This window comes from Runella sp. (genome assembly GCF_965279615.1).
Classification (GTDB): domain Bacteria; phylum Bacteroidota; class Bacteroidia; order Cytophagales; family Spirosomataceae; genus Runella.
Genome location: NZ_OZ257252.1, coordinates 3,420,389 through 3,445,777, shown reverse-complemented (window position 1 = coordinate 3,445,777; position 25,389 = coordinate 3,420,389). Strand labels below are relative to the sequence as shown.

Below are 25,389 nucleotides of genomic sequence, written 5' to 3'. Positions count from 1 at the left end.
CTGCCAGGTGAATTGGTTGAGTAAAAATAAACCCCGCTTTTGGACTCTTGTCAAAAGCGGGGTTTAAAAAAATAATGTATTATCTTATCTAATCATCGCCATTATCGTTACTTGTGCTCGTCGGTGCTTTGATGATTCCTCTTTCGGAATTGCGAACAAAGTTGACAATTTCGTCGCGCTCGGCAGAAGGGACTAATTCCAATTCAATGTGCTCCAGGGCTTCGGTATTGTTAAAACCACGCAGATAAATGTAGCGGTATACTTCCTGAATTTCGTTGATCTGTTCGTTGGTAAAACCTCGGCGACGCAGACCAACGGAATTGATGCCCGCGTAGGAGAGAGGCTCACGGGCGGCTTTAGTAAATGGCGGAACATCTTTGCGGACCAAGGAGCCACCCGCAATCATGGCGTGGGCGCCGATCTTCACAAACTGCCGCACCGAACTCGAGCCTGCAATAATAGCCCAATCGCCCATGTGGACGTGACCGGCCATTTGCACGTTATTCACAATGATGCAATTGTTGCCGATGCGGCAGTCGTGCGCTACGTGCGAGTATGCCATGATGAGACAATCGCTGCCGATTTCGGTCTTCCAGTGCTCTTCCGTACCGCGACTGATGGTAGCGTATTCGCGAATAATGGTATTGTCGCCGATGTAGGTAAGAGTATATTCTCCCTTGAACTTTAGATCTTGAGGTGTTGAAGAAATCACCGCTCCCGGATATATCTTGCAATTTTTACCAATTCGGGCGCCATCATTGAGGACCGCGTGCGAACCAATCCAACTTCCTTCGCCGATCTCAACGTCTTTGTGAACAATGGCAAAAGGCTCAATCTCCACATTAGGGGCGATTTTAGCTTCTGAATGTATATATGCTAATGGATGAATCATATTCCAAGTTGCTGTTTTTCAGCGGAGTTCGTAGCTTTTACAGTGTAAAGGGGCCTAAAGAATCCTGTTTTATTGCCTATTTATTGTACCTATTATCTTTTTCTAACCAGACTCGCCGTCATGTCAGCTTCACAGACCATTTGGCCTGCCACATAGCCGGCACCGTGCATTTTTACTATTCCACGTTTGATAGGTGCGGTAAATTCACATTTAAAGATCACTGTATCGCCGGGAACAACGTTTCGGCGAAAACGGCAATTTTCGATGGCGGCCAAAAACGGCCAATAATTTTCGGGATCAGGTTGGCTGCTCAGGGCTAGAATTGCGCCCGTTTGAGCCATAGCTTCCATTTGTAAAACGCCCGGCATCACCGGATTGTTTGGAAAGTGTCCCGTGAAAAATGGTTCATTCATCGTCACGTTTTTGAGACCTGCCACGCTGTTCTCGTCCATATAGACGATTTTATCGATCATCAAAAAGGGGTAACGGTGCGGTAACAATTCACAAATCCGCTTCAAATCCATGACCGGAGCTGCTTTAGGATCGTAATGAGGCACATGACTCTTGGCCGATTCCATCTGTTTTTTGATCTTCTTGGCAAGTGCTACGTTGGCGGCGTGGCCTGGACGGGCAGCCAAAATTTGTGCTTTGATAGGGCGACCTACCAAGGCCAGATCCCCTACTACATCCAACAACTTATGGCGGGCCATTTCGTTGGGATAGTGCAGGTCAATATTGTTAAGGATACCTACCTTCTTATTGACCCCGATTTTGGGTTTGTTCAATAATTGAGAAAGATAATCCAGTTCACCTTCTTCAATATCACGGTCTACAATGACAATGGCATTGGTCAAATCGCCGCCTTTGATCAGATTGGCTTTGTACAATGCTTCCAGTTCATGCAAAAAGCAGAACGTACGACAGGAAGCGATCTCCCGCGAAAAGGTTGTCAGGTCGTTAAGTGAAGCGTGTTGACTGTTAATAACTTGTGAGTTATAATCCACCATTACCGTCAGTCGATAATCGTTAAGCGGCAGAGCCACCATTTCAATGTCTTTTTCGGCATTGATGTATCGAACAGGTTCAGGGATCTCAAAGTAATTGCGAGAGGCGTTTTGCTCTTCAATTCCTGCAGAGCGGAGCGCTTCGACAAACTTTATGGAGCTTCCATCCATGATCGGAGGCTCCGGGCCATCCAACTGGATGAGTACGTTATCAATCTGTAAACCGACCAATGCCGCCAACGTGTGCTCTACTGTGTATACCCGGGCACCGCTTTGCTCAAGCGTTGTCCCGCGTGATACGTCCACCACGTTGTCTACGTCGGCATTAATAATGGGTTGTCCCTCCAAATCAATGCGTTGGAATTTAAAGCCGTGATTGATGGGTGCCGGCAAAAAAGTCATGGTCGCCGATACGCCTGTATGCAATCCCACTCCCGATACCGATACGGCTTTTTCGATGGTTTGTTGTTTGATGTTCAACATTCCTATTGTTTATCTTCTTTGAGTTTCTTTTCTAATTCATGTACTCTTTTTTCCAACTGAGGCAATTTTCGAAAGATAGCTGCCGAACGCAGACTGTCTTTGATCTCCAAAGCGGGAGTTCCGTTTAGGGATAAACCTTCCTGTTCCCACGTTCGTGTTATGCCTGCCTGTCCACCGACTTTAGTGCCATTGGGTACAACTATGTGCCCGTTGAAACCTGCCTGCCCGCCAATCACACACTTTTCGCCGATTTTGGTCGATCCGGCTATTCCTGCCTGAGCAGCAATGACCGTATGTTTCCCGATTTCCACATTGTGACCCACCTGAACCAGGTTATCCAGTTTTACACCTTCACGAATGATGGTCGAGCCCATGGTGGCGCAGTCAATGGTGGAACCTGCTCCAATACTTACATTGTCTTCGATGACAACATTGCCAAGTTGAGGAATGGTTTTATACGAACCATCCGGTTGAGGAGCAAAACCAAAACCGTCGCTTCCAATGACCGCGTTGGCAAAGAAAGTACAATTCTTGCCAATAACGGTATTATTATAAATTTTTACTCCGGAATGAATGACCGTATTGTCGTCAATACAGACGTTGTCACCAATGAAGGCCTGTGGAAAAATCTTGACATTTTTGCCAAGTTTGCTGTTGTTTCCAACATAGGCAAAAGCACCGAGGTAGAGCCCTTCACCGGCGGTAGTTCCTTCTCCAAGATGAGAAGGTTGCTCTATCCCTTTCTTCGTTCCTTTGATGATTTGTTCGTACTGCTGAAGAAGTTGAGTAAAAGCGGTATACGAGTTATCAACCCGAATAAGAGTTGTGTTTACTTTTTTTCTGACTTCAAAATGCTTATCAACAATTACTGCCGAAGCTTCGGTAGTGTACAAATAAGGCTCATATTTGAGGTTCGCTAAAAAAGAAATAGTCCCGGACTTGCCTTCTTCTATTTTTGCTAACTGATTGATTATCAGATTTTCATCTCCTTCTATTTCGCCTCCTAGCAGTCCGGCTATCTGCTTGACGGTAAATTCCATACGGTCTTAATTAAGACTGCAAAGTTAGAGGTTTCATCCAACAAACATAATACTTTCGGACAATATTACTGAGCGCCTTAATGGTCGGTAAATCAGAAGCATCCGCAATATCGCGTACGCTGCTGTCTTTCATTTTGATCAGGATGCGCTCTTTGCTCGAAACATAGGCGGCATTGGTTGATTGGCCCTGCACCAAAAAATAAGATTGCAGCTCTTCGGGCACACCTTGTGCGACTAATTGCTGATGAATTTGTGACAACTGATTTTGATTGAAGGGTTCGTCTGAAAACTGGATTTTGTACAATTTTCGGTCTAAAAGCCGCTGGCAGATCGAAGAAAGCACAGTGTCAAAATGACCGGCCCATGACTTCACACATGACCAAATATCATAATCATCAATTTGAGTAAACGCGTGAAAATAAGCGCTGTCTGCTTCGAATTGGCTGAGAGTCACGGTATTGGTCAGAAATAATAAAAAATGCGGTGGTGCAAAAACCGCTTCTCCGCTCATTACCAATTCACGAGCCCGTCGAATGGCCTGAATGAGCATTACCTCTCCGCAAATGGAGGTTTTGTGTAAATACACTTGCCAATACATAAGGCGGCGCGCGTTTAGGAAATTTTCGATACTTAAAATTCCTTTAAACTCCACCACCAATTGATCATCCACCACGTCGAGCATTTTGATAATGCGGTCGGTGCCGATGGCTCCTTCTGCCACGCCCGTAAAAAAACAATCTCTATTAAGATAATCCATCCGGTCCATGTCCAATTGACTGGAGATGAGTTGGTGGAAAAAATGCCTTGGATAACTTCCTTCAAACATTTGGATAGCCAAGTCCAATCTGCCGTTGAGTTGGCGGTTGAGCTCTTTCATGATCTGTAAGGAAAGATATTCGTGGGGAGTATTGGCAAAAATAGTCTTTTCCAGTACGTGTGAAAAAGGCCCGTGCCCTACGTCGTGCAACAAAATGGCAATTTGGGCAGCTTCCCACTCGGCATCCCAGATCAAGTGTCCTTTGGCACGCAACGTATTGAGTGCCTGACACATCAGATGCATAGCGCCCAGCGCGTGGTGAAAACGGGTGTGTAATGCTCCCGGATACACCAACTCGGCCAAACCTAATTGTCTGATACGCCGGAGGCGTTGAAAATAAGGGTGTTCTATAAGGTCAAAAACGAGGTCGGACGGAATAGTGATGAAACCGTAAACGGGGTCATTGAAAATTTTGCGTTTGTTCACGGAGTATGTGAAATTTGGGAAACGTTTTTTTTGATTGCAATTTCGTGAATTAAATAAAGCCAATACCTAAATGAATCGCTTTTGTCTACTATTTCTCCTGCTGAGTTGTGTACAATCAATGGCTCAAAAAAAGTCTCGCAAGGATTACCTCATTACCATCAATACCAACTACGGCGAAATGAAGGCGGTATTGCACGACCAAACTCCTTTACACAAACAAAATTTTCTGAAACTTGTTCAGGAACATTTCTACGATAGCCTGCTGTTTCATCGGGTCATTGAAGGATTTATGATTCAGGGAGGCGATCCCGGTTCAAAAGGAGCCAAAGCCGGCGAACGGCTAGGCAATGGCGGTGGAAATATGGAGCGTGTTCCGGCAGAATTCCGTCCCGAATTATTTCATAAAAAAGGAGCCTTGGCGGCAGCTCGTGATAATAACCCCGAGAAAAAGTCTTCTGCCTGTCAGTTTTATATAGTGCAGGGCCGAGTTTGGGATGCTGCGACGCTGGACGCGCAGTTGAAACGAGGTGGGAGAACGCCTTCGCCGCAACAAATTGAAACCTACAAAACCAGCGGCGGTACGCCTCATTTGGATGGTGGTTATACCGTATTCGGGCAGGTGATAAGCGGCCTGTCAGTGGTAGACAGCATTGCGCATCAACCCAAAAATCAGGCCGACCGACCCATCAAAGATGTGAGAATGAGTATGACTGCTAAGAAGATGAAAAAGAAAAAAATCACGAAACAGTACGGATATGTCTTCGAATAAGATAGAAATAGCAGAGATAAAGCTAAAATATTTGTAAAAGCTCAATTCTTTCGCGTAATTTCCGCCATGGGTTTATTAAATTTGCCCATTCAAGTGCTTTTGTATAAGGAGTTGTTAAGGATTAATCGGTAAGTATGAAAGCATTATATGCGCTGCTTTTTTGATTAACAGCTAACAATTAACGGTTAACTTTTTTACTACTGATGGCTAGAATCCTAATTGTGGATGACGAAAAAAGTATCCGGGCAGCTTTGCGGGATATATTAGAATATGAAGGTTATGAGGTCGAAGAAGCCAAAGATGGTGAAGAGGGCCTCAATATGATTTTGAAAAATTCCTATGATGTTGCACTATGTGACATCCGAATGCCCAAATTGGAAGGACTCGAAGTTCTCCTGAAAGCAGGAGAAGCCGGGCGATCGACGCAATTTATCATGGTATCGGCCTTTGGTAACATAGAAAATGCCGTCGAAGCTACCAAAAGAGGGGCGTATGATTTTATCACCAAACCTCCGGATCTGAACCGTTTATTGGTCTCGGTTCGCAATGCCATTGAAAAGTCGAAATTGGTGGCAGAAACCGTTGACCTGAAAAAACGAATTTTTAAAATCAACGAGATAGTGGGCGAATCAGCCCCCATCCGAAAAGTAAAAGATACCATTGATCGCGTAGCGCCAACCGAAGCAAGGGTGTTGATCACAGGAGCCAACGGTTCCGGAAAAGAGATGGTTGCTAAGCAAATTCATGAAAAAAGCAACCGCGCCAATAAACCGTTGATCGAAGTGAACTGCGCAGCGATACCCAGTGAGCTGATTGAAAGTGAGTTGTTTGGGTACGAAAAAGGGGCATTTACCGGAGCGGTAAAACAGCGCATCGGAAAATTCGAACAATCAGATGGCGGAACGCTTTTTCTGGATGAGATCGGAGATATGAGTCTTTCTGCTCAGGCAAAAGTGTTGCGTGCATTGCAGGAAAGCAAAATCACACGCGTGGGTGGCGATAAAGAGATCAAAATCAACGTACGAGTGATTGCCGCGACGAATAAAGACCTGAAACGCGAGATCGCGGAAGGCGGTTTTCGCGAAGATTTATACCATCGTCTCAACGTTATTCCTATCCACGTTCCGCCATTGTCGGAGCGCCGGGAAGACATCGGGCTGTTGGCCGATAAATTTCTGTATGATATTTCGCAGGAATACGGCGGCTTTGCTAAGTCCATCCTTCCTGATGCCATGCAATACCTGAAGTCGTTGCCTTGGACCGGAAATGTTCGAGAATTACGCAACGTTATTGAGCGATTGGTCATCATGTGTGGCGACGAAATCATGCTTGATGACGTTCGCTTATATGCTAGTTTTGGCAATTAATTTTTTTAGAAAATAGAGGTTATACAGTGGACGATGGATGTTAGATAATGGAAATAATCCGATCTAATGTCCATCGTTCAGTATCTAACGTCACCATTAATGTATGCAGATCAATTTTGAAAAATCCCCGGATGGTTTAGTGCCTGCCGTGGTTCAGGACCACGAAACGGGCAAAGTGCTGATGTTGGGATATATGAATGAAGAGGCTTTGGCCAAAACCGAAGCCGAAAAAGTGGTTACTTTTTTTAGCCGCAGCAAACAGCGTTTGTGGACCAAAGGCGAAACATCCGGCAATTTCTTAGAGGTTAAAACTATTCTGGTGGATTGCGACCAAGACACCATTCTGATCAAAGCCCATCCCATTGGGCCTACCTGCCATACGGGTGCTGATACCTGCTTTTTTGAAAAGAATGAAGGGAAAGCTCCTTTCCTGAATTATTTGCAAAAGGAAATTATTCGCGAACGCAAAAACAATCCTTCGGAATCATCGTATACGAGCAAATTGTTCAAAAAAGGGGTTAATAAAATCGCCCAAAAAGTGGGTGAAGAAGCTGTTGAATTGGTGATCGAAGCCAAAGATACCAACGATCATCTTTTCAAAAACGAAGCTGCCGATCTGCTTTTCCATTACCTGATTCTACTCGAACAACGCGGAATGGATCTGGACGACATTGTGGATGTATTGAAGGAAAGACATAAATAATAAAGATAGTCCGGTCTTGAACGTCAGACTGTATTTCAACGTCGACGTTCAAGACGATACCCTTCCGACAATTCAGAACCGTCGGAAGAGTGCTTCTCTAAGTCCTTGACCTTTATTTTAAATACCCTGAAATTTTGACAGGTCATTTAAATGAAACTCTTTTAATAGTTGACGTTTACGATGTTCAAACTGTTGGAAAGAGAGTCGTAATAAAGAATCGGTAGAATGCTTCTCTAACATTTCGGAATGTTGTATAAGCAGCTGATTCACATCATTTAACTCTTTTGCCACTATATCGGGATGCCTAGGTTCAGTTATTTTTAAAGCCATTTTCTATTCGTCGATCAAACGCTTTGTAATGGGTTGGTAACTGTCAATGCGGCGGTCGCGGAGATAGGGCCAAGTGGTGCGATAATATTCAGTTTTATCCAGATCCAACTCGACCACTTTTACTTCTTCTTTGTCGTGAGACGCCAAGTACAGCAAACTTCCGAAAGGATTTGACACAAACGATCCACCCCAAAACTGTTGATCTGCTTCGCGTCCTACTCGATTGACTGATACCACATAGACCCCATTAGCCACAGAATGACTGCGCTGGATGGTTTGCCAGGCGTTGTATTGTTCTTCATTAGTAGCGGAATCCTGTTCATTTGTATCCCAACCGATGGCGGTAGGATAAAACAGAATTTCGGCTCCCATTAAACTCGTGATCCGAGCTGCTTCCGGGTACCATTGATCCCAACAAATCAGGATGCCCAATTTCCCGAATTTGGTATTGAATACTTTATAGCCCAAATCTCCGGGCGTGAAATAAAATTTTTCGTAGTAACCCGGATCATCGGGAATGTGCATTTTGCGGTATTTTCCCAGATAACTACCGTCCGCATCCAATACGGCCGTGGTATTATGATAAAGGCCGGGCGCGCGTTTTTCAAACAATGAAGCAATGATCACAATCCCCAATTCTTTGGCCAAATCGCCAAAAAGTTCGGTTGTCGGGCCGGGAATGGCTTCTCCCAAATTAAAATTGGCGTGGTCTTCTACATCGCAGAAATAGAGCGATTTAAATAATTCCTGTAGGCAAACGATCTGCGCTCCCTGCGCCGCCGCTTCGCGAATTTTGGCAATGGCTTTCTCTACATTATGGTCAACATCAGCGGTACAACTCATTTGTACAAGGCCAACTTTTACGTTTCGCATGGTAATCCGGTTTCTATGTAAACTACGTCTTATGAGGGTACAAAGGTAACGCGAAAAACGGTTGATTATTGACAAATCCGCGAAAGTGCTTACTTTAGAGGTAAAATCAACAAACCCTTTAAGATGATGTTTTTTACTAACCTAACGAGAGCAACTTTTCTGTCAACGGCTCTTTTCTGTTATTCCTTCAGTAGTTTTTCCCAAACCAAAGAAAAAATCGTAGCCTCTGACCTGACACGTATTAAGCAAGTTGGAGGCATTGCCATTTCGCCCACCGGAAAGCAGGCCGTTTACACCTTAACAACGCTTGAACCTGCAACGGAAGCGCTTGATTACGACTACCGTACGCATATTTGGTTGGTGGATTTGGAAACCAAAACTCCACCCCGTGCCATTACGCGCGGATCAGAAAGTGCCGGCCAACCCACTTGGAGCCCGGACGGGAAAACCGTTGCTTTTGTGAGAGCAGTAAAAGGTAAAGCTCAGGTATTCATCATGCCGCTGGATGGGGGAGAGGCATGGCAGTTGACCGATTACAAACATGGCGCTTCGGGCCCTCAATTCTCACCGGATGGACGCCAAATACTGTTTTCAACGACCCCGGCCTTTTCTGCTTTAATGACCGATTCTACTTTAAACCCCACCAAAGCAGGACCGGCGTGGAGTTTGGAAAAAGCGGGTTTTGCTAAAAATGAATTTCTAAAGAAAAACACTGCCAAACCCAATCCTGACGGTACCATTGAAGAAATCAGAGCTTACCTGGACAAAGATGTGGAAGATAAAAAAGCAAAAGTGATCAATCGCCTCAATTTTCAGGGCGAAGCCTCTGCGGGACAGGAATTAAATTTCAGCCACTTATTGGTCATTGACGTCAAAGAAGGCGCAAAACCCACGCCGCTTACTAAAGGATTTTACTCTTATACGGGCGCGGCTTGGTCGGGCGATGGCAAACATATCTGGTTCACCACTCGCGTCGATAGCCTGCTTCACCCTGACCGCGATGCAGAAAGCCGTATTTGCATCATGAATGCCGATGGCAGCGGTATGCGTACCGTTTTGGTAGAAAAAGGAAAGAATTTCGGGCAACCGACTCCGTCGCCCGATGGGCAATGGTTGGCGTTTACTACCTCACAGGCACCTGTGAAACCTTCTTCGCTTGATCAGGGACATTTAGGTTTTCTGAATCTCAAAACTGCAGGGGCTAAATATACGGTCAATCCGTTTGACCGTTCGTTCAGCAATATGAAATGGGTCACGCTGACTTTTCCAAAAAATAAAAAGGAAGTAGGAAAAGTTGATTACGTGTATTTTACGGCTCCATCCAATGGCGGTACACCGCTTTTCAGAGCGGTACCCACCATTGATAAAGTTGAGCAATTGTCTGACTTTGACAGCGGTGTCACTGATTTTGATATACTTCCCAACAAAGTGATTTTTTCCAAAACCGAAGTAGTAAATCCTTCCGAATTGTATCAGGCCGATGTATTGGCAAAAAATGCCGTTAAGCTGTCTTCGCACAACGATTGGGTTAGCAAAAAGGCGTTGAGTATGCCTGAAAAACGTACCTTCAAAAATGCAAAGGGCCAAACGATCGAGTACTGGATCATGAAACCGACGTTTTTGGAAACAGGCAAAAAATACCCGTTGTTGCTCAACATGCACGGCGGCCCAACGGCCATGTGGGGCCCGGGAGAAGCATCGATGTGGCATGAGCATCAATTCTTCTGTGCACAAGGTTACGGCGTAGTATATGCCAATCCGCGTGGCTCGGGAGGATATGGGGTTGAATTCATGAAAGCCAACTACCGTGATTGGGGAACCGGACCGGCTGACGATGTATTGCGGGCCTGTTCTGATGCGGCTAAAGAAGCATGGGCCGATACGGCACGCCAGGTGATCACGGGAGGCTCGTATGCCGGTTATCTCACGGCGTGGATCATTGCGCACGATTATCGCTTTAAAGCCGCTTTTGCGCAACGCGGTGTGTATGAACTGACAACGTTTATGGGTGAAGCCAACGCCTGGCGTTTGGTGCCGGGTTATTTTGGCGGATACCCCTGGGAAGCCGAAGCCAGAGCATCAATGGATGCGAATTCGCCTTACACGTTCGTTGATAAAATAAGAACGCCGTTTCTCATCAAGCACGGCGAAAGTGACCTGCGCACGGGCGTTATTCAGAGCGAAATGATGTATAAATCACTGAAAATTATGGGACGGGAAGTGGAATATGTACGTATGCCGGGCGCTACGCACGAATTAAGCCGAACCGGTAATCCGCGCCAGCGCATTGATCGTATGCTGCGTATCTATGAGTTTTTTGAGCGTTATGTGGGGAAAAAGTAGATTTTGCCTTTGATTATTTTCTTTTGTTATTTGCGTTAAAATTATTTTAACTAATGACTGAAAAAGAACGTCTATCGCAATTAGAAGAAATTGTATCTGAAATTCTTGTAAAGCAGGATAGAATTGCGGAAGAAGTAGCGCATTTAAGCCTTAAAGTGGCTTCTAATTCTATTGATATTGCCGGAGTGAAAGTAGCGGTTTCATCCTTGGAAACTAAAGTAGACAGATTAGAAACTAAAGTAGATAGACTGGAAACTAAAGTAGATGCGCATACCGGTAGAATTGTAAATCTTCAGCAGGATATAAAAGCCGGTCAGGCTGAATTAAGAAATAGTATGGAGGTACTTTTACATGCTATTAGAAGCTCAAAGTGATAATTCTTATAAAACCTCAATCTTTTTCACATGAATAATCGCCGCAATTTCATTAAAAATTTGGGAGCTGTAGCGGGTATGGCTGCTTTGGCACCCGAAGCGTTGGCTTTTGCAGAACCCCAAAAACTATGGTTTGAGATTTCGTTGGCCGAGTGGTCGTTGCATAAAACCATTTTCAACGAAAAGAAACTGACTAACTTAGATTTTCCCGTAGTGGCTCGCAAAGAGTTCGGAATAGGCATTGTGGAATACGTCAATCAGATGTTTAAAGACAAAGCAAAAGACACGGCATATCTCAATGACCTATTGACGCGTTGCAAAGACAATGACATCAAAAATCACCTTATCATGATTGACGGGGAAGGAGGTCTGGCCGAAACCGATGCGGCAGTGCGTAACAAAGCGGTAGACAATCACAAGAAATGGGTGGAATGTGCTAAATATTTGGGTTGCAAAACCATCCGTGTAAATTCATTCGGGAAAGGCTCTGCCGAAGAAGTAGCCAAAGCCGCCGTAGAAGGCTTAGGAAAGTTAGGTGAATTTGCGGCACCCGTAGGTATCAATGTAATTGTCGAAAACCACGGTGGTTATTCTTCCGACGGACAATGGTTGACGGGCGTAATGAAACAGGTCAACATGAAAAATGTGGGCACATTGCCTGATTTCGGTAATTTCTGTATAAAGCGCAGCGATAACAGCGAATGGGGCGGTAAGTGCGTAGAAGAATATGATCCTTACAAAGGTGTGCAGGAATTGATGGCGTTTGCCAAAGGAGTAAGCGCCAAAACCAACGATTTTGACGAAAAGGGCAACGAAGCTAAAATGGACTATGCCCGATTGCTCAAAATCGTCAAAGATGCCGGTTTTAGAGGAATTATCGGCATTGAATACGAAGGAAACGTAACGTCGGAATACGACGGGATCAAAGCCACCAAGAAGCTATTGGAGCGGGCGGGAGCAATGGTATAAGCGGAGAAATTTTTTGAAAACAGGGTGTTGCGTATTTTCTATTCAACACCCTGTTTTTTTGAGCCTGTACCACGAAAAAATAGTAAAATTTAAGGAAGGTATAAATCCAATTCGTGCATTAGCGGTGTAAATATAGGTTGAAGGCTCTTTTACCTTTTCTCTGCATTCCATGAAACGTATTACCTTTTCCGTCATTTATTTGTTGCTTGCGGGTTGGATACTTTTTGATGTGTATTACCCTCAGAAACATGATTTGCGCGAATTTGACCCCAAAGGCGTAGCACTGCTTGATGCGGCAATGTGGCGTTCCTATTATGAAAAAAAGCCACTGAAATTATTTTGGCAGTCGGCAGAATTGCTGCGGCAACAGGTAAAAGCGCCGTTTTGGCGTTCGTTTAGGCTATCATACCACGCGGCAAAGGCGGCGTTTGTGTTTAAAGATGGAAAAAACCGTCGGGATTACGACCGGGCGTTGCCTGATCTGGAAGCCTTTTACGGAGGAATAAATACGCTGAGCGATAGGTCGTTTGACGTAAACAAAACCGCTCGCCGGGAATTGGAATGGTGGATCATTCGCCGTTACCGTGAGCAGCACCCTCCTGAAGAGTGGGCTGAATTACAGGCCGAAATTGCTGCTGAGATTTACCATGTGCCCGTTGAAAAATGCAGAGAGTACGGTCGAATTCGAACAGAAGCCATGTTTTTTCGTGACCAAAAAGGAGACACGATCACTGAAGCTGATTGGCAACATGTTAATGATTTATTAATGACTTCCTGGAGGTCTCTAGCTAAAGCAAATCAATAAAAAAGCCACTTCCCGGAGGATAAGTGGCTTTTTAAATTGCTATATGCAAAAATAGATTACTCTTTTACGACAATCGTATTAGCCCATTTGTCACCAAAGCGTTTTCTTTCATCACCAAATACCATAAGCGCATCCACAAAACCGAAAAGAGGAATCAACAGTGAAACCTGACGTACAATAGACGCGCCCCAATCTCCCTCAATACCTTGGCCTGTATCTTCTTTAATGACTTTAATTTTCATCAATTTTTTACCAACGCTTTGTCCGCCAAAAAAACCGCTTGTTGCAGGAATTGCATCTTTGGTCAATAAATAAGCGATGGCAATCAGATACCCCACAAAAAACAGTTTAAAAGAAATAAAAGCTAAAATCCAGGCAGGGAGATACCCCACAATACCGTCAATAAAGGCAGCTACAAAACGTTGGAGAGCGTCGGCTTTTTGCATTAGATTAAGAAGGTTTAGTGAAAAAAAGTGGTTTAGAAAAATTTTACCGAACCTACTTCTTTTCATGCAAACAGTCAAGAGGTCACGGATTAAATTTTGGTGAAAACCAATTAGTTGTGAAAAAATTATAACTTTTAGCTTTCAATGTATTCACCCTCCAGTTTAGAAATAACTGCTGTTGCAACGGCATTACCCGCAACAGAAGTAGCCGACCGTCCCATATCCAGAAAAGGATCTACTCCGATAAGCAAGGCAAGCCCCTCAACGGGCAAATCAAACTGCGCCAATGTTCCGGCAATAACCACCAAAGATGCTCTCGGTACACCCGCGATTCCTTTGGACGTAATCATTAACGTGAGCAACATCGCAATCTGCTGTTCAATGGAAAGTGGTATGCCGTATGCCTGTGCAATAAAACCGGTGGCGAAGGTCATGTACATCATAGAGCCGTCCAAGTTGAAAGAATAACCAAGCGGCAGCACAAAGCCGATGATACGCTTGCTGCATCCGAATTTTTCCAACGCCGTAATTTGCTGCGGCAAAGAAGCCTCCGAACTCGCCGTGCTAAAGGTCAAAATCATGGAATCTTTGATGTGAGACAACAATTTTAGATATGGAATGCGCATCACCAAGCAGATAGCCCACAGAATACCGAAAACAAAGAAGATCAAACCGCCAAAGAAACATACCATTAAGTAAGCATAGGAAATAAGGATTTCGAGCCCTTTCATGGCTACAACGCCCGTCATGGCACCAAGTACGGCGAAAGGAGCCAATTGCATCACATACCCTACGATTTTAAAAACTACTTCCGCTAAGCTGTCAATGACCTTTATCAATTTTTTGCCGTGTTCACCAACGGCACCCAACGCAATTCCAAAAAACAGCGAGAATACCACGATTTGCAGGATCTCGTTTTCGGATAAAGCTTTGAAAAAACTGTCGGGGAATATATGCAGAATGAAGTCTTCGACGGTTTTCATGGCTTTGCCCGATACCCCCGTATCCGTTCCGGCAGCGGGACGAGGCCATTGCTGTACTTCGCCGGGACGGGTGATGTTGACAACTACCAAGCCGACGATCAGTGAAAGAATGGTGGCAAAGTAGAAATAAAGTAATGTTTTAATACCGATTCTACCCACAACCTTAAAATCGCCGAGTTTGGCAACACCTACGACCAAGGTGCAAAACACCAAGGGGCCGACGATCATTTTAATTAATTTGAGGAAGACCTTACTGAGAATTTGAAATTTTTTGGCGACTTCGGTAGCTTCTTCGGGAGTCATGGTACTGTGCAGAATCTGACCGATGATAACGCCTAATACAAAGCCAATAACAATTTTGGTAGTAATGTTTAGTTTCATGAAGTGTTTGGGTATAGAAAAGTTAGGTTAAAGTTCAAAAACCTTGCTTTTGAAAGTTTCACTTTCAAAAGCGACCGGTATTTTAGATGGAATAAGCATAACGATTTAGGGTTAGTAAGGTAAAGCATTCGATTCTGCCACAAATTAGGGAAAAAATGAAAAATAAGGGAGTAAACAAGGGAAAAACTGCCGGTAACATCCTAAATACCCTGTGATTTCGTTATAATTCATGCTTTTAATGCATTAAGTGCTTAAGTATAAATTTTAGAGTATTTGAAATGGCAGGTCTTTCGCCGGTTAACGGCCACATGGTCGAGTCGGATTGTGAGCAACCCGACGCACAGGAATACAAGGAGTGCGTCAGGTTGCTCACAACCTGACCGGCGTACCCTCCGATTCGATCGTTAGAGCAATACCTATCTTATAAAACCCAACAACTTTTGCTCAACTTCTTAAAAGTTGACAGAGAATCAGAAAGCTTAAAAACCAAAAGTGCCTTTGTTGAACTCAACAAAGGCACTTTTGGTAGAAATATAGTTAGAAGTAAGTATTACACAATCGCAGGTACTGCCATCATTTCACGGGCAGCACGGGCAATACCTTCAGGATCAAAGCCACATTCCCGGTGCAGTTCAAGTTGTTCGCCGTGTTCTACAATACGGTCAGGGATGCCTAAACGCTTGAGCTTAGCATGATAGCCGTTTTCAGCCATAAATTCCAATACCGCACTTCCCATTCCTCCCGGCAGGCAGCCATCTTCTACGGTGATGACCTTATCAAATTTCCGGAAAACTTCGTGCAATAAGGCTTCATCCAATGGTTTCACAAATCGCATATCATAATGGGCAGCGCTGATACCTTCCAACTCAAGCATGGCGCAGGAACTGACGGCGTAATTACCGATATGTCCAATGGTCAAAATCGCGATGTCTTCGCCGGCACGAACTTTACGGCCTTTGCCGATCTCAATTTTTTCAAAAGGTGTTTTCCACTGAGGCATCACACCCTCGCCGCGCGGATAGCGGATGGTAAAGGCTTTTTTCGATTTTTGCGTTTCTGCCAACTGAGCAGTGTACATCAAATTGCGAAGCTCCTGTTCGTTCATAGGGGCCGAAACCACCATGTTTGGAATACAACGCATGTAGGCAATGTCGTAGGCTCCGTGGTGGGTTGGCCCGTCAGCGCCGGCAAATCCTGCCCGGTCTAAACAAAAGATAACGGGCACTTCCTGAATACACACGTCGTGAATGACTTGGTCATAGGCTCTTTGCATGAACGTGCTGTAAATATTGCAATAAACCACAGAACCTTGGGTAGCCATCCCCGCTGAGAATGTCACAGCGTGTTGTTCCGCAATGCCCACGTCAAATGCGCGATCAGGCATAGCCTTCATCATGATATTGAGCGACGAGCCCGACGGCATAGCAGGAGTTACGCCGACAATTTTTTCGTTTTGTTCCGCCAACTCTACCAACGTGTTTCCAAATACATCCTGGTATTTGGGAGGTTGGGGTTTTTCGTATACTTTTTTGAAGATCTCTCCCGTAATTTTATCAAACTTGCCGGGCGAATGCCACTTGGTTTGGTCTTTTTCGGCGGGAGCAAATCCTTTCCCTTTGACCGTTACGCAGTGAAGCAATTTAGGGCCGGGAATATTTTTAAGATCATTGAGAACGTGTACCAGATGATCGACATCGTGGCCGTCAATAGGGCCAAAATAGCGCAGATTGAGTGATTCAAATAAATTGCTTTGGCGCAGCAATGTTGCTTTGAGGCCATCTTCCACCCTTGAAACGACCTCACGGGCATTTTTGCCGAATTGACTCATCTTGCCCAGCAGGTTCCAAACTTCTTCTTTGACGCGATTATAGGTATGTGAAGTGGTAATATCGGTCAAATATTCTTTCAACGCCCCAACGTTGGGGTCGATACTCATACAATTGTCATTGAGAATAATGAGCAGGTTGGTGTTATCAAGCGCCCCGGCGTGATTCATAGCTTCAAACGCCATTCCGCCCGTCATAGCACCGTCGCCGATAACGGCAATGGATTGTTGGTTCTTGGCACCGTTCAACTGCGCCCCAACGGCCATTCCGAGTGCTGCCGAAATAGAGGTGGAAGAGTGCCCCACGCCAAAAGAATCATAAGGGCTTTCTTTGCGTTTGGGAAATCCCGAAATGCCGCCGTACAGACGATTGGTATAAAAATTATCCCGCCTTCCTGTAAGGATCTTGTGGCCATAGGCTTGATGGCCTACATCCCATACCAGCTGGTCTGCGGGCGTATTGAAAACGTAGTGTAATGCAACGGTCAATTCGACAACTCCTAGGCTGGAACCAAAGTGACCGCCGTAGACTGACACCAAGTCAATGATGTATTGTCGAAGTTCTTTGGATACTTGAGGGAGTAACGCTGAGTCTAACTTACGCAGGTCTTCGGGCGTATGGAGTTGCGAAAGTAGTTTACCTGGAGTGATGAGCATCATTTAACAGCTTGAAACAAACAGTAGTACTATAACCGGCGTGCTAACGAAAGTGTTTGGCAAAAGTACGAAAAAGAAACTCAACTTATCAAAAGTTTACCTATTCCTCCTCTGAACCTGTTATTGCTGACTTGCTTTGTATAATTTTTGTTTCTCCTCCCGCGTCAGACTTTCGTAGCCTGACTTCGATATTTTGTCCAGAATAGCGTCGATCTCGTCTTGATTTGGTATTAAAATAGCCGAGTTTTCGCTGCTTGAGTTAAAGTGTCGGGTGGCTGAAGTGGTAGTGGCACGGGCGCGCTGCGGTACGTGTACACTTGGTCTTCTGGTAAAAAGCCTTTGAAAAAAATCATTGATGGCATAGATGGGTGTGCCCCAATCGTGGCCTTTTTTGAGTGATTTTATAAAACCGAAGCCTATCATTGCCCCCGCTATATGCGCCACGTTGCCACCGGCATTGGGGCCTACCAATTGTGCCATAGAAATGATAATGCACAAAGCAGCTATATACTTAAGTTTTACAGGACCGATCAAAAACACAAAGAACGTATGATCGGGCAGGAGCGTAGCCGCACCCAAAATTACTGCAAAAATAGCGCCTGAAGCCCCAACCAGCGTTGTATTGACTAATTCACTCTGAAAGTAAGGCAGCGTATTGTACATCGCTAAAAACAGTAAACCTCCTCCGAGTCCGCCTAATAAGTAAAGGGCAACCAACCGACGACTTCCGAGGTATTCTTCCAAAACCTGCCCAAACCAGTAAAGAGAGAGCATATTGAAGAAAATATGAAAAGGGCCCTGATGGACAAAGAAGTTGGTAAGCAACGTCCAAGGTTTGTGCAAAAAGGCGTTGAAATCGGCGGGAAGCCGTAATTGTTCCATCACCCAATCATAGTAGAAAGGGTATTGGCCAAAAGTAAAAATAATGTACAGAACAATGACCGTCACAAAGACGAACAAATTCAATAGTATGAGTTTAACAACCGCATTGTTGGTCTTCGAAAACTCCCCCTTAACATCGTCAAAAATGCTGCCCATGCCTTTTGGTTGTTAATGTTTATTGGTTAGTTAATAATAGTGTCTAAACAAGCTTTAATGCTTTTTATTGCTGTTTTTTTAACGAAAGTTAGGTAAAAGTTCACAAAAACGCAAATCAATACATTCGCTTCACTCTCCACACCTTCAGCAATATATACGCAAAAATCATGCCTCCGATATGGGCAAAATGCGCCACTCCCGAATCTTTAATGTAAACCCCCGCGTATAATTCATACAAAGCGTAAAATGTAACGAAATATTTGGCTTTGATAGGGATTGGGAAAAACAACAGCATCATTTCCATATTTGGGAAAATAAGCCCGAATGCGGCAATAATACCGAAAATTGCCCCGGAAGCGCCCAACATAGGTACGCCCAATCGCTCCTGATACAGCCTTTTCACAAATCCGACGCTTTCATTTATATACGATAAATTCTTCGGTTGGTCTTCAAAATCATTCAAAAAATTTAAAGCGCCTTGTTTAAAATCGGGCGCAAATCGTGTGACGAAATCTAAAAACGCGTCAGGAGAGGGAAATTGAACGTACAGATCAACTGCGTGACCGAGTTGGTACATTTCAATGTAATTGATGATCGCATATAAAAAGCCTGCCCCAATACCGGTAACAAAATAAAAAATAATAAAGCGTTTGGTACCAAGCACATGCTGTTCAAGTAAAGGGCCAAAGAAGAAAAGGCCAAGCATGTTGCTGAATAAATGCCCGAAATTGCCATGCAAAAACATGTAGGTCACAAATTGGTGCGGCTTAAAGCCGTCACTCATGACGGGATGCAACGCAAACCAATTAACAATATTGGGGCTAAGGTCTTGGAGTAAAAAAATGACGACGTTAAGAATTAATAAATTCCGTACAATCGGAGTAATGTTGAACATACAAGCACAGATTAATTAGAAACGAAAGTATATAAAGTAAGGGTTAAATGAAAATGACAACCGTTAAGAGAATATGGCTGCTGATTCCTTAACTTCTGATTTTCCAACCGTTGATCCCTTATTAATTCTTAAATAAATGAGCTATTTTGTCTAACGATAAAATAACAAAAATGGGTTCGCCGCCGGGCGTATAATTTGGATTTGAAGAAATAAAAAGTTGATTGATCAATTTTTCTATTTCGTCAGAGGAAAGGCGTACCAAATAACGGAAAGCAAAACGCCGCGCCAGCGTTCGTGCCGTGGTTTCGGCGCGATTAAGCCGGAGATCGGCATAGCTATGATTTAACTGCTCCGTCAATTCTTCAAACAGTTGCTGAATATTTTCACTTGGCAGGTCGCTTGGCAGGCTTCTTACCACGAGCGTATCGGGGCCTAATGCATCAAAATCAAAACCCAGCGCAGTAATTTCTTCGCGCATTTCAAGAATGATCGGAATATCTGCCTGAGGTAGTCGGACTGTCGCCGGAAAAAGAAGTTGCTGCGAAGCGGCAGTTTGATTCTCCAATTGTTTCAAATAACGGTCATATAGCACTCGTTCATAAGCAGCTCGTTGGTCAATGAGCATCATACCCGATTTAACAGCAGAAACCACATATCTATTCTGGATCTGCACCGCCAGACGACGATTTTTTATATCTTCATCTTCCGCATTCATTACATTCGCGCGGCTGCCAAGGGTAGGCACAACATTGTCCGGAATATCCTCTTTTTCTCCTAAATCCAAGGTTGCCTGTACAGAAGTTGGATCGGGTTTTTGAAATCCATCAAACAGTTTTTCCCAATGAGACAGATTCGTTTCTTCGCGGCGAGCGGTAGGGAGCGCAGGCGAAGGAGAATCCCAACCGGTAGTTTGCGGTTTTGGAGGAGCGGTAGTCCGAGCGCTTGACATTGGACTTAGAAAATTGACATTCGATTCAAAATCAATCGAATTTGACAAATGATTGATGCTGATGGCTTTACGAATGGCGGCCATCAAGAGTGCATACACCGAGCGTTCGTCGTCAAATTTTATTTCCGTTTTAGTGGGATGGATATTGATGTCGATATGAGATGGATCAATGTCCAGCATTAATACGTAGAAAGGATGGCTTCCTTCTGAAATGGTGGCCTCGTAAGCGGCTAAAACGGCGTGGTGCAAATAGCCGTGTTTTACATAGCGCTCGTTTACAAAGAAAAACTGCTCACCACGGGTTTTTCGGGCAAAATCGGGTTTTCCAACATACCCTTTTACGGTTACATAGGGTGTTTCTTCCTGGCATTGAATCAGTTGCTCGCGGTAATTTTTACCAAACATATCTACGATACGGCGGCTCAATTTTCCTGCATAGAGATTATAAACTTCCGTATCGTTATGATATAGTGAAAAACTTATTTCCGGATGGGCCAACGCTACCCGTTGAAATTCGTCGAGAATATGACGCATCTCGACCGAGTTGGTTTTAAGAAAATTACGTCGGGCGGGAACGTTGAAAAAAAGATTTTTAACCAGAATGTTAGTCCCCGGCAAACACGCAACCGATTCCTGAGATTTGAGTTCGGAGCCTTCCATACGAAGCAAAATACCGATTTCGTCGGAAAGGCGGCGAGTACGCATTTCAATTTGAGCTACGGCCGCTATAGAAGCCAAGGCCTCGCCCCGAAAGCCCATGGTTCGAATCCTGAAAAGGTCGTCGGCATGGCGGATTTTGGACGTAGCATGACGCTCAAAACTCATGCGGGCATCTGTCTCGGACATGCCGCCGCCGTCGTCGATGATTTGAATAAGGGTACGTCCGGCGTCACGAATGATTACCTGAATATTTTTGGCCTGTGCATCAATGGAGTTTTCCAACAGCTCCTTTACAACTGAAGCCGGGCGTTGGACTACTTCACCCGCCGCAATTTGGTTAGCAATGGCATCGGGCAACAGGCGAATTACATCTTGCATAGGAGGGGTACGTCGTTCAATTTATACAACAAAAAAATGGGCTTAAAACGTTTACACCGTTTAGATTTTAGTGAAAAAATATGTATGTTGCAACAAATAAAAATAAATATGCGTTTTATGATTAAAAAGGTAAATAATTTTACTTTATTGATATAGTAAGATTATTTTATGTTTCTTTTGAAAATAAATTTTCCCCATAAAAAGAGTTTGGCACGCTGTTTGAGGAAAGGCTTAAAAGAAGGGTATTTTACTTTTAATCAAACAGTTGTACATTATTAACGACACTATCCCGATGAAGAAGCCTAACCTGTATTTGGCTTTCCAGTGGCTAATTTTCCTGCCGATTATTTTGCCGCTGTGTATTGTGTTCGGAGCCCTGCAAGGGGTGGCCAACACAGTAGAGCAAATGGCCCAACAAATGTGGACCGACGTTTCGACGGTTGAAAAAACCGTTGAGCCTTCTGAGTTATGAGTGCTTGCGAGAAAATATGTTTATCAGGCGCCTGAACATTTTTTGCTCGAAGCCCCAAAAGAATTGAAATTGTCCGAAGAGCCATCCATATAATAAGAGGATGACTTGATAAAGGGGCAATATGACCAATATACTGAACGTCCATTTTGCCCATGCGCTTTCAATAGACAGCCATTGGGTGAGCCATCGCTTCGTATACATTACTGTAAATCCTGTACAGGCAAAGACAAGTAGTATGATGACTACTTGCCAAGTGTTTTTTACTCCCCAACGGCTTTTGAGTTTAGTGATCCAAGTCATTTGATAATTATGCGATATCCGGGAATTATTCTTGGATGGATTTGCGTATTATTCGTGCAAAAACGCTAAATGTTCAGGCCCGATCTCTTCCGGATCTAAATCCAAAAACTCTTCCCAAAATGGATCATTCGGCAAAGATGCCCGACATAAAATGGATTCTTTTTTCACCGGATGCGTAAAAAATAACCGCCGCGCGTGCAAATTAATGCTTCCGTCGTGATTGGGTTTTGGCGAACCGTATTTTACATCGCCCCGTATCGGACAACCAATTTGCGCCAATTGTACCCTGATCTGGTGCGGACGTCCGGTCAGTGGACTTACTTCCAATAGATAATGTTTGTTGACTTCACCCAAGAGGCGATACGTAAGTTCTGCTTTTTGAGAATTAGTTGCCGGATAATCGTAGGCGGAAACTACATTTTTGTTTTCATCTTTGACCAGCCAACTGACAAGTTTATCCTGTTTTTTGGGAGGACGTCGGCGAACTACCGCCCAATATGTTTTCTGAACATCGCGTTTACGAAAAATTTCGTTCATGCGTTCAAGGGCTTTGGAGGTGCGGGCAAATACCACCAGGCCGCTTACCGGCCGATCAATGCGGTGAACCGTTCCTAAAAATACATCACCGGGTTTTTCGTATTTATCTTTAATGTAATCTTTCACCAGGTCCAATAAAGGAACATCGCCCGTGGAATCACCCTGTACGAGAATTCCGGCGGATTTGTTGACAATGATAAGGTGATTGTCTTCGTATACTACGTGAAATGGCTTGGCCATTGGAATCAAAAATTAATGGTTAACAGCAGTCTTCCTGCCATGAGTTGCTCATTAGAAGCAATTAAAGTTTAACGGAGAACCCCTATTGATGGTTCAGTACGACTCTTTTTCATTCGGAAAATCGTTGGCTTTTACATCTTTCACATAATGACCAACGGCGTCGGTCATTATGCTGTGCAGGTCGGCATATCGCCGCAAAAAACGCGGTTTAAATTCTTTGGTAATGCCGAGCATATCATGCAGCACCAGAATTTGCCCGTCGGCATGAGGCCCTGCGCCAATGCCGATGGTAGGGATGCTGACGCTTTCTGAAACCTGCTTGGTGAGACTGGAAGGAATTTTTTCCAGCACCATTCCGAAACAACCGATCTCATCCAACAATTTGGCATCCTGCAATAGCTTTTCAGCTTCCGCTTCTTCTTTGGCGCGAACGGTATAAGTACCGAATTTGTAAATGGATTGGGGGGTAAGCCCTAAGTGACCCATCACGGGTACGCCTGCACTCAATATCCGGATAATAGAATCTTTTATTTCAAGGCCGCCTTCGAGCTTGACGGCGTGCGCTCCCGATTCTTTCATGATTCGGATGGCTGAATCAAGCGCGGCGCGTGAGTTTCCCTGATACGAGCCAAACGGCAAATCTACTACCACAAAAGCCCGTTTTACGGCGCGTACTACGCCCTGAGCATGGTAGATCATTTGGTCGAGTGTAATAGGAAGGGTGGTTTCGTGGCCCGCGATCACGTTGGAGGCAGAATCACCCACTAAGATAATATCAATACCGGCAGCATCCACGATGCGCGCCATCGAATAATCGTAAGCAGTGAGGGCGGATATTTTTTCGCCCCGATTTTTCATTTCCTGAATGATGTGCGTCGTGATACGCTTTATTTCAAGGGAGGAAAGTTGGGTTGACATTTTTAATGGGATAAGTTAGCACGTTATTTAGGTTATCGGTATTGATCAATAACAAATAACGATAAACGGTTTTTATCTTGGTCGAAGCCAAACTTCGGGGTTGAGTTTGCTGGTGTTTTTCCAAATTTGAAAATTAACTTCAGAAACACCATCACCATCGGTAGCCACTACCCCGATGGTTTCTCTTGCTTTCAGTTTTTGCCCCGGCCGAACATTCACATTTTTCAATTTTGCATAGACGGTGTAAAAATCACCATGTTGAACAAATACGACATTCCGCATTACACCCATGTTGGTTACGTCCATCACGACACCATCGTAAACAGTATGAACGGCTGTACCGGCATTGGTTTGAATGTCTACTCCCTGGTTTTCCTGAAAGACATTTTTGAGTACTTCTTTGGTTCCGAAACCATCGGAAATAAATCCGGGAACAGGCCAAGGCAAACGTCCGCGGTTGGCGGCAAACGACGAGGCCAATGTTACCTCTTCTTCGTTCATACCTTCTTCGTTGATCGCTTCTTTTTTGGTCTCGGGTTTGGTAACCGGAGGTTCTGCTTTTGTGATTTCTTCTTTGTTGTTGTCCTTTTCCTTCGCTCTTTCGGCAGCGGCTTTTGCGGCGGCCTCCCGCTCAGCCCTGTCGCGCGCTGCTTTTTCGCGGGCCGCGGTGCGCGCCCGTTCACGCCGCTCTTCTATTTCGCGTTGAATAATGCGTGTTAAGGCGTTTTCCAACTGCTTATTTGCCTTCCGAACTTCCGCTACTTCACCTCGGATCTCTACTTCGCGACTGCTTAATTCTTTAACAACTTTATCTTGTGTTCCTCGTAATTCTTCCAGATTTTTACTTTCTGCGATCCGGGTTTTGAGCGCATTCTCCTGATCTCTTTTCTTATTGGTGATACTGTTTGACTTAGCAATCATGAGTGATTGCACTTTTTTCATTTGGGTAACCTGCTTCTCTCGTTCATCGGTATATTGTTTCAGATACTTGTAACGGACCAAAAATTGGTTGAAGTTAGGTGCCGAAAACAGGAAACTTAACTCATTCAGGCTATTATTACGTTTGGAGGCATTATACACCATTCGAGCATATTCATCCCGTAATTTTTCAAGGTCTTTATCGAGCGCTACTTTGGCTTGTTGCAGTTCGTTCAATTCAGAATCCATCAACTTCAGATCGTCGTTGATCAGGTCTATTTTACGATTTTGGGCGCTGATCTGTTGTTTGATCGCTTTTAATTGGCCTAAAGTAGCTCGTTTTTGTTCGGTTGTTTGCTTCAAAATCCCCTGCAACTCCTGTAAACGTTCCATGTTTTCCCGTTTCTCTTTTTCAAGTTGCTGGCGACTTTTTTGGGCCATTGCCGAAACACAGGGGACAAAGAGTGCTAATCCGATCAGCACCAATACTTTAAAAACCAACTTAGTATTATCCTGAAAAAAACGCTCTGTCCATTGGCGTACAGCAGCAATATTTTCAGTATAACATTCAATCATTTTTTTACTCATAAATAGCTT

General features: G+C 44.3%; 23 protein-coding genes. 8 read left to right on the top strand and 15 right to left on the bottom strand.

Annotated elements, in window-relative coordinates; genetic code table 11:
• Positions 1-88: 88 nt before the first annotated feature.
• The 4 genes from lpxA to ACQY73_RS14540 all read right to left on the bottom strand — a co-directional run bounded on the left by lpxA (position 89) and on the right by ACQY73_RS14540 (position 4,662).
• Entirely contained in the window at positions 89-892 is an 804-nt protein-coding gene (gene lpxA / locus ACQY73_RS14555; protein WP_428667285.1) for an acyl-ACP--UDP-N-acetylglucosamine O-acyltransferase, read from the bottom strand.
• A gap of 92 nt (positions 893-984) precedes the next feature.
• Positions 985-2,376, bottom strand: coding sequence for a bifunctional UDP-3-O-[3-hydroxymyristoyl] N-acetylglucosamine deacetylase/3-hydroxyacyl-ACP dehydratase (locus tag ACQY73_RS14550; RefSeq protein ID WP_428668471.1), 1,392 nt, complete (start codon positions 2,374-2,376; stop codon positions 985-987).
• A gap of 5 nt (positions 2,377-2,381) precedes the next feature.
• Positions 2,382-3,419 (bottom strand): UDP-3-O-(3-hydroxymyristoyl)glucosamine N-acyltransferase, encoded by a 1,038-nt coding sequence (gene lpxD / locus ACQY73_RS14545; RefSeq protein ID WP_428667283.1) that lies wholly within the window; start codon positions 3,417-3,419, stop codon positions 2,382-2,384.
• A 10-nt stretch (positions 3,420-3,429) separates the two neighbouring features.
• A complete protein-coding gene (locus ACQY73_RS14540; protein ID WP_428667281.1) occupies positions 3,430-4,662 on the bottom strand; it encodes an HD domain-containing protein in 1,233 nt (410 codons plus the stop codon).
• Between the two features lie 70 nt (positions 4,663-4,732).
• Between ACQY73_RS14540 and ACQY73_RS14535 the strand changes: the two genes are divergently transcribed.
• The 3 genes from ACQY73_RS14535 (at position 4,733) to hisIE (ending at position 7,501) form a co-directional block, all read left to right on the top strand.
• On the top strand, positions 4,733-5,431 hold the full coding sequence (locus tag ACQY73_RS14535) for a peptidylprolyl isomerase (RefSeq protein WP_428667279.1): 699 nt from the start codon (positions 4,733-4,735) through the stop codon (positions 5,429-5,431).
• Positions 5,432-5,634: 203 nt separating this feature from the next.
• On the top strand, positions 5,635-6,798 hold the full coding sequence (locus ACQY73_RS14530; protein WP_428667277.1) for a sigma-54-dependent transcriptional regulator: 1,164 nt from the start codon (positions 5,635-5,637) through the stop codon (positions 6,796-6,798).
• A 103-nt stretch (positions 6,799-6,901) separates the two neighbouring features.
• Entirely contained in the window at positions 6,902-7,501 is a 600-nt protein-coding gene (gene hisIE, locus ACQY73_RS14525) for a bifunctional phosphoribosyl-AMP cyclohydrolase/phosphoribosyl-ATP diphosphatase HisIE (protein WP_428667275.1), read from the top strand.
• 333 nt (positions 7,502-7,834) lie between these two features.
• Here hisIE and ACQY73_RS14520 read toward each other — a convergent pair whose 3' ends face one another.
• A complete protein-coding gene (locus ACQY73_RS14520; protein WP_428667273.1) occupies positions 7,835-8,704 on the bottom strand; it encodes a carbon-nitrogen hydrolase in 870 nt (289 codons plus the stop codon).
• Between the two features lie 123 nt (positions 8,705-8,827).
• Here ACQY73_RS14520 and ACQY73_RS14515 point away from each other — a divergent pair, with 123 nt between their 5' ends.
• The 4 genes from ACQY73_RS14515 (at position 8,828) to ACQY73_RS14500 (ending at position 13,195) form a co-directional block, all read left to right on the top strand.
• Positions 8,828-11,047, top strand: a complete 2,220-nt coding sequence (locus tag ACQY73_RS14515; protein ID WP_428667271.1) for a prolyl oligopeptidase family serine peptidase — start codon at positions 8,828-8,830, stop codon at positions 11,045-11,047.
• 53 nt (positions 11,048-11,100) lie between these two features.
• A complete protein-coding gene (locus ACQY73_RS14510; RefSeq protein ID WP_428667269.1) occupies positions 11,101-11,421 on the top strand; it encodes a hypothetical protein in 321 nt (106 codons plus the stop codon).
• A 30-nt stretch (positions 11,422-11,451) separates the two neighbouring features.
• Positions 11,452-12,390: a sugar phosphate isomerase/epimerase family protein gene (locus tag ACQY73_RS14505; RefSeq protein WP_428667267.1), complete on the top strand. Its 939-nt coding sequence runs from the start codon at positions 11,452-11,454 to the stop codon at positions 12,388-12,390.
• 169 nt (positions 12,391-12,559) lie between these two features.
• Positions 12,560-13,195, top strand: coding sequence for a hypothetical protein (locus ACQY73_RS14500; RefSeq protein ID WP_428667265.1), 636 nt, complete (start codon positions 12,560-12,562; stop codon positions 13,193-13,195).
• A 56-nt stretch (positions 13,196-13,251) separates the two neighbouring features.
• On the opposite strand, the gene ACQY73_RS14495 is transcribed toward ACQY73_RS14500, so the two are convergent.
• The 6 genes from ACQY73_RS14495 to mutL all read right to left on the bottom strand — a co-directional run bounded on the left by ACQY73_RS14495 (position 13,252) and on the right by mutL (position 21,407).
• Positions 13,252-13,641 carry an RDD family protein gene (locus tag ACQY73_RS14495; RefSeq protein ID WP_428667263.1) on the bottom strand — a complete coding sequence of 130 codons (390 nt, stop codon included), beginning with the start codon at positions 13,639-13,641 and terminating at the stop codon, positions 13,252-13,254.
• A 134-nt stretch (positions 13,642-13,775) separates the two neighbouring features.
• Positions 13,776-15,005, bottom strand: coding sequence for a dicarboxylate/amino acid:cation symporter (locus ACQY73_RS14490; protein ID WP_428667261.1), 1,230 nt, complete (start codon positions 15,003-15,005; stop codon positions 13,776-13,778).
• A 550-nt stretch (positions 15,006-15,555) separates the two neighbouring features.
• A complete protein-coding gene (gene dxs, locus ACQY73_RS14485; protein ID WP_428668469.1) occupies positions 15,556-17,487 on the bottom strand; it encodes a 1-deoxy-D-xylulose-5-phosphate synthase in 1,932 nt (643 codons plus the stop codon).
• A 120-nt stretch (positions 17,488-17,607) separates the two neighbouring features.
• On the bottom strand, positions 17,608-18,525 hold the full coding sequence (locus tag ACQY73_RS14480; RefSeq protein ID WP_428667259.1) for a rhomboid family intramembrane serine protease: 918 nt from the start codon (positions 18,523-18,525) through the stop codon (positions 17,608-17,610).
• A gap of 115 nt (positions 18,526-18,640) precedes the next feature.
• Entirely contained in the window at positions 18,641-19,420 is a 780-nt protein-coding gene (locus tag ACQY73_RS14475; protein ID WP_428667257.1) for a rhomboid family intramembrane serine protease, read from the bottom strand.
• A gap of 121 nt (positions 19,421-19,541) precedes the next feature.
• Positions 19,542-21,407: a DNA mismatch repair endonuclease MutL gene (mutL, locus tag ACQY73_RS14470; RefSeq protein ID WP_428667255.1), complete on the bottom strand. Its 1,866-nt coding sequence runs from the start codon at positions 21,405-21,407 to the stop codon at positions 19,542-19,544.
• A gap of 292 nt (positions 21,408-21,699) precedes the next feature.
• Between mutL and ACQY73_RS14465 the strand changes: the two genes are divergently transcribed.
• Positions 21,700-21,879: a hypothetical protein gene (locus tag ACQY73_RS14465; protein ID WP_428667253.1), complete on the top strand. Its 180-nt coding sequence runs from the start codon at positions 21,700-21,702 to the stop codon at positions 21,877-21,879.
• On the opposite strand, the gene ACQY73_RS14460 is transcribed toward ACQY73_RS14465, so the two are convergent.
• From ACQY73_RS14460 to ACQY73_RS14445, 4 genes are all read right to left on the bottom strand, one after another.
• Positions 21,874-22,179 carry a DUF6787 family protein gene (locus tag ACQY73_RS14460; protein WP_428667251.1) on the bottom strand — a complete coding sequence of 102 codons (306 nt, stop codon included), beginning with the start codon at positions 22,177-22,179 and terminating at the stop codon, positions 21,874-21,876. The genes ACQY73_RS14465 and ACQY73_RS14460 overlap by 6 nt on opposite strands.
• Positions 22,180-22,227: 48 nt before the next feature.
• Positions 22,228-22,956 carry an RluA family pseudouridine synthase gene (locus tag ACQY73_RS14455; RefSeq protein ID WP_428667249.1) on the bottom strand — a complete coding sequence of 243 codons (729 nt, stop codon included), beginning with the start codon at positions 22,954-22,956 and terminating at the stop codon, positions 22,228-22,230.
• 93 nt (positions 22,957-23,049) lie between these two features.
• Positions 23,050-23,874 (bottom strand): 3-methyl-2-oxobutanoate hydroxymethyltransferase, encoded by an 825-nt coding sequence (gene panB / locus ACQY73_RS14450; protein ID WP_428667247.1) that lies wholly within the window; start codon positions 23,872-23,874, stop codon positions 23,050-23,052.
• A 72-nt stretch (positions 23,875-23,946) separates the two neighbouring features.
• Complete coding sequence (locus ACQY73_RS14445; protein ID WP_428667245.1) at positions 23,947-25,368, bottom strand: murein hydrolase activator EnvC family protein; 1,422 nt, start codon at positions 25,366-25,368, stop codon at positions 23,947-23,949.
• Positions 25,369-25,389 lie beyond the last annotated feature (21 nt).

Coding starts and splice junctions, on each gene's coding strand:
- lpxA (WP_428667285.1), bottom strand. CDS start 892: ATGATTCATCCATTAGCATATATACATTCAGAAGCTAAAATCGCCCCT.
- lpxD (WP_428667283.1), bottom strand. CDS start 3,419: ATGGAATTTACCGTCAAGCAGATAGCCGGACTGCTAGGAGGCGAAATA.
- ACQY73_RS14535 (WP_428667279.1), top strand. CDS start 4,733: ATGAATCGCTTTTGTCTACTATTTCTCCTGCTGAGTTGTGTACAATCA.
- ACQY73_RS14530 (WP_428667277.1), top strand. CDS start 5,635: ATGGCTAGAATCCTAATTGTGGATGACGAAAAAAGTATCCGGGCAGCT.
- hisIE (WP_428667275.1), top strand. CDS start 6,902: ATGCAGATCAATTTTGAAAAATCCCCGGATGGTTTAGTGCCTGCCGTG.
- ACQY73_RS14520 (WP_428667273.1), bottom strand. CDS start 8,704: ATGCGAAACGTAAAAGTTGGCCTTGTACAAATGAGTTGTACCGCTGAT.
- ACQY73_RS14515 (WP_428667271.1), top strand. CDS start 8,828: ATGATGTTTTTTACTAACCTAACGAGAGCAACTTTTCTGTCAACGGCT.
- ACQY73_RS14510 (WP_428667269.1), top strand. CDS start 11,101: ATGACTGAAAAAGAACGTCTATCGCAATTAGAAGAAATTGTATCTGAA.
- ACQY73_RS14505 (WP_428667267.1), top strand. CDS start 11,452: ATGAATAATCGCCGCAATTTCATTAAAAATTTGGGAGCTGTAGCGGGT.
- ACQY73_RS14500 (WP_428667265.1), top strand. CDS start 12,560: ATGAAACGTATTACCTTTTCCGTCATTTATTTGTTGCTTGCGGGTTGG.
- ACQY73_RS14495 (WP_428667263.1), bottom strand. CDS start 13,641: ATGCAAAAAGCCGACGCTCTCCAACGTTTTGTAGCTGCCTTTATTGAC.
- ACQY73_RS14490 (WP_428667261.1), bottom strand. CDS start 15,005: ATGAAACTAAACATTACTACCAAAATTGTTATTGGCTTTGTATTAGGC.
- dxs (WP_428668469.1), bottom strand. CDS start 17,487: ATGCTCATCACTCCAGGTAAACTACTTTCGCAACTCCATACGCCCGAA.
- ACQY73_RS14480 (WP_428667259.1), bottom strand. CDS start 18,525: ATGGGCAGCATTTTTGACGATGTTAAGGGGGAGTTTTCGAAGACCAAC.
- ACQY73_RS14475 (WP_428667257.1), bottom strand. CDS start 19,420: ATGTTCAACATTACTCCGATTGTACGGAATTTATTAATTCTTAACGTC.
- mutL (WP_428667255.1), bottom strand. CDS start 21,407: ATGCAAGATGTAATTCGCCTGTTGCCCGATGCCATTGCTAACCAAATT.
- ACQY73_RS14465 (WP_428667253.1), top strand. CDS start 21,700: ATGAAGAAGCCTAACCTGTATTTGGCTTTCCAGTGGCTAATTTTCCTG.
- ACQY73_RS14460 (WP_428667251.1), bottom strand. CDS start 22,179: ATGACTTGGATCACTAAACTCAAAAGCCGTTGGGGAGTAAAAAACACT.
- ACQY73_RS14455 (WP_428667249.1), bottom strand. CDS start 22,956: ATGGCCAAGCCATTTCACGTAGTATACGAAGACAATCACCTTATCATT.
- panB (WP_428667247.1), bottom strand. CDS start 23,874: ATGTCAACCCAACTTTCCTCCCTTGAAATAAAGCGTATCACGACGCAC.
- ACQY73_RS14445 (WP_428667245.1), bottom strand. CDS start 25,368: ATGATTGAATGTTATACTGAAAATATTGCTGCTGTACGCCAATGGACA.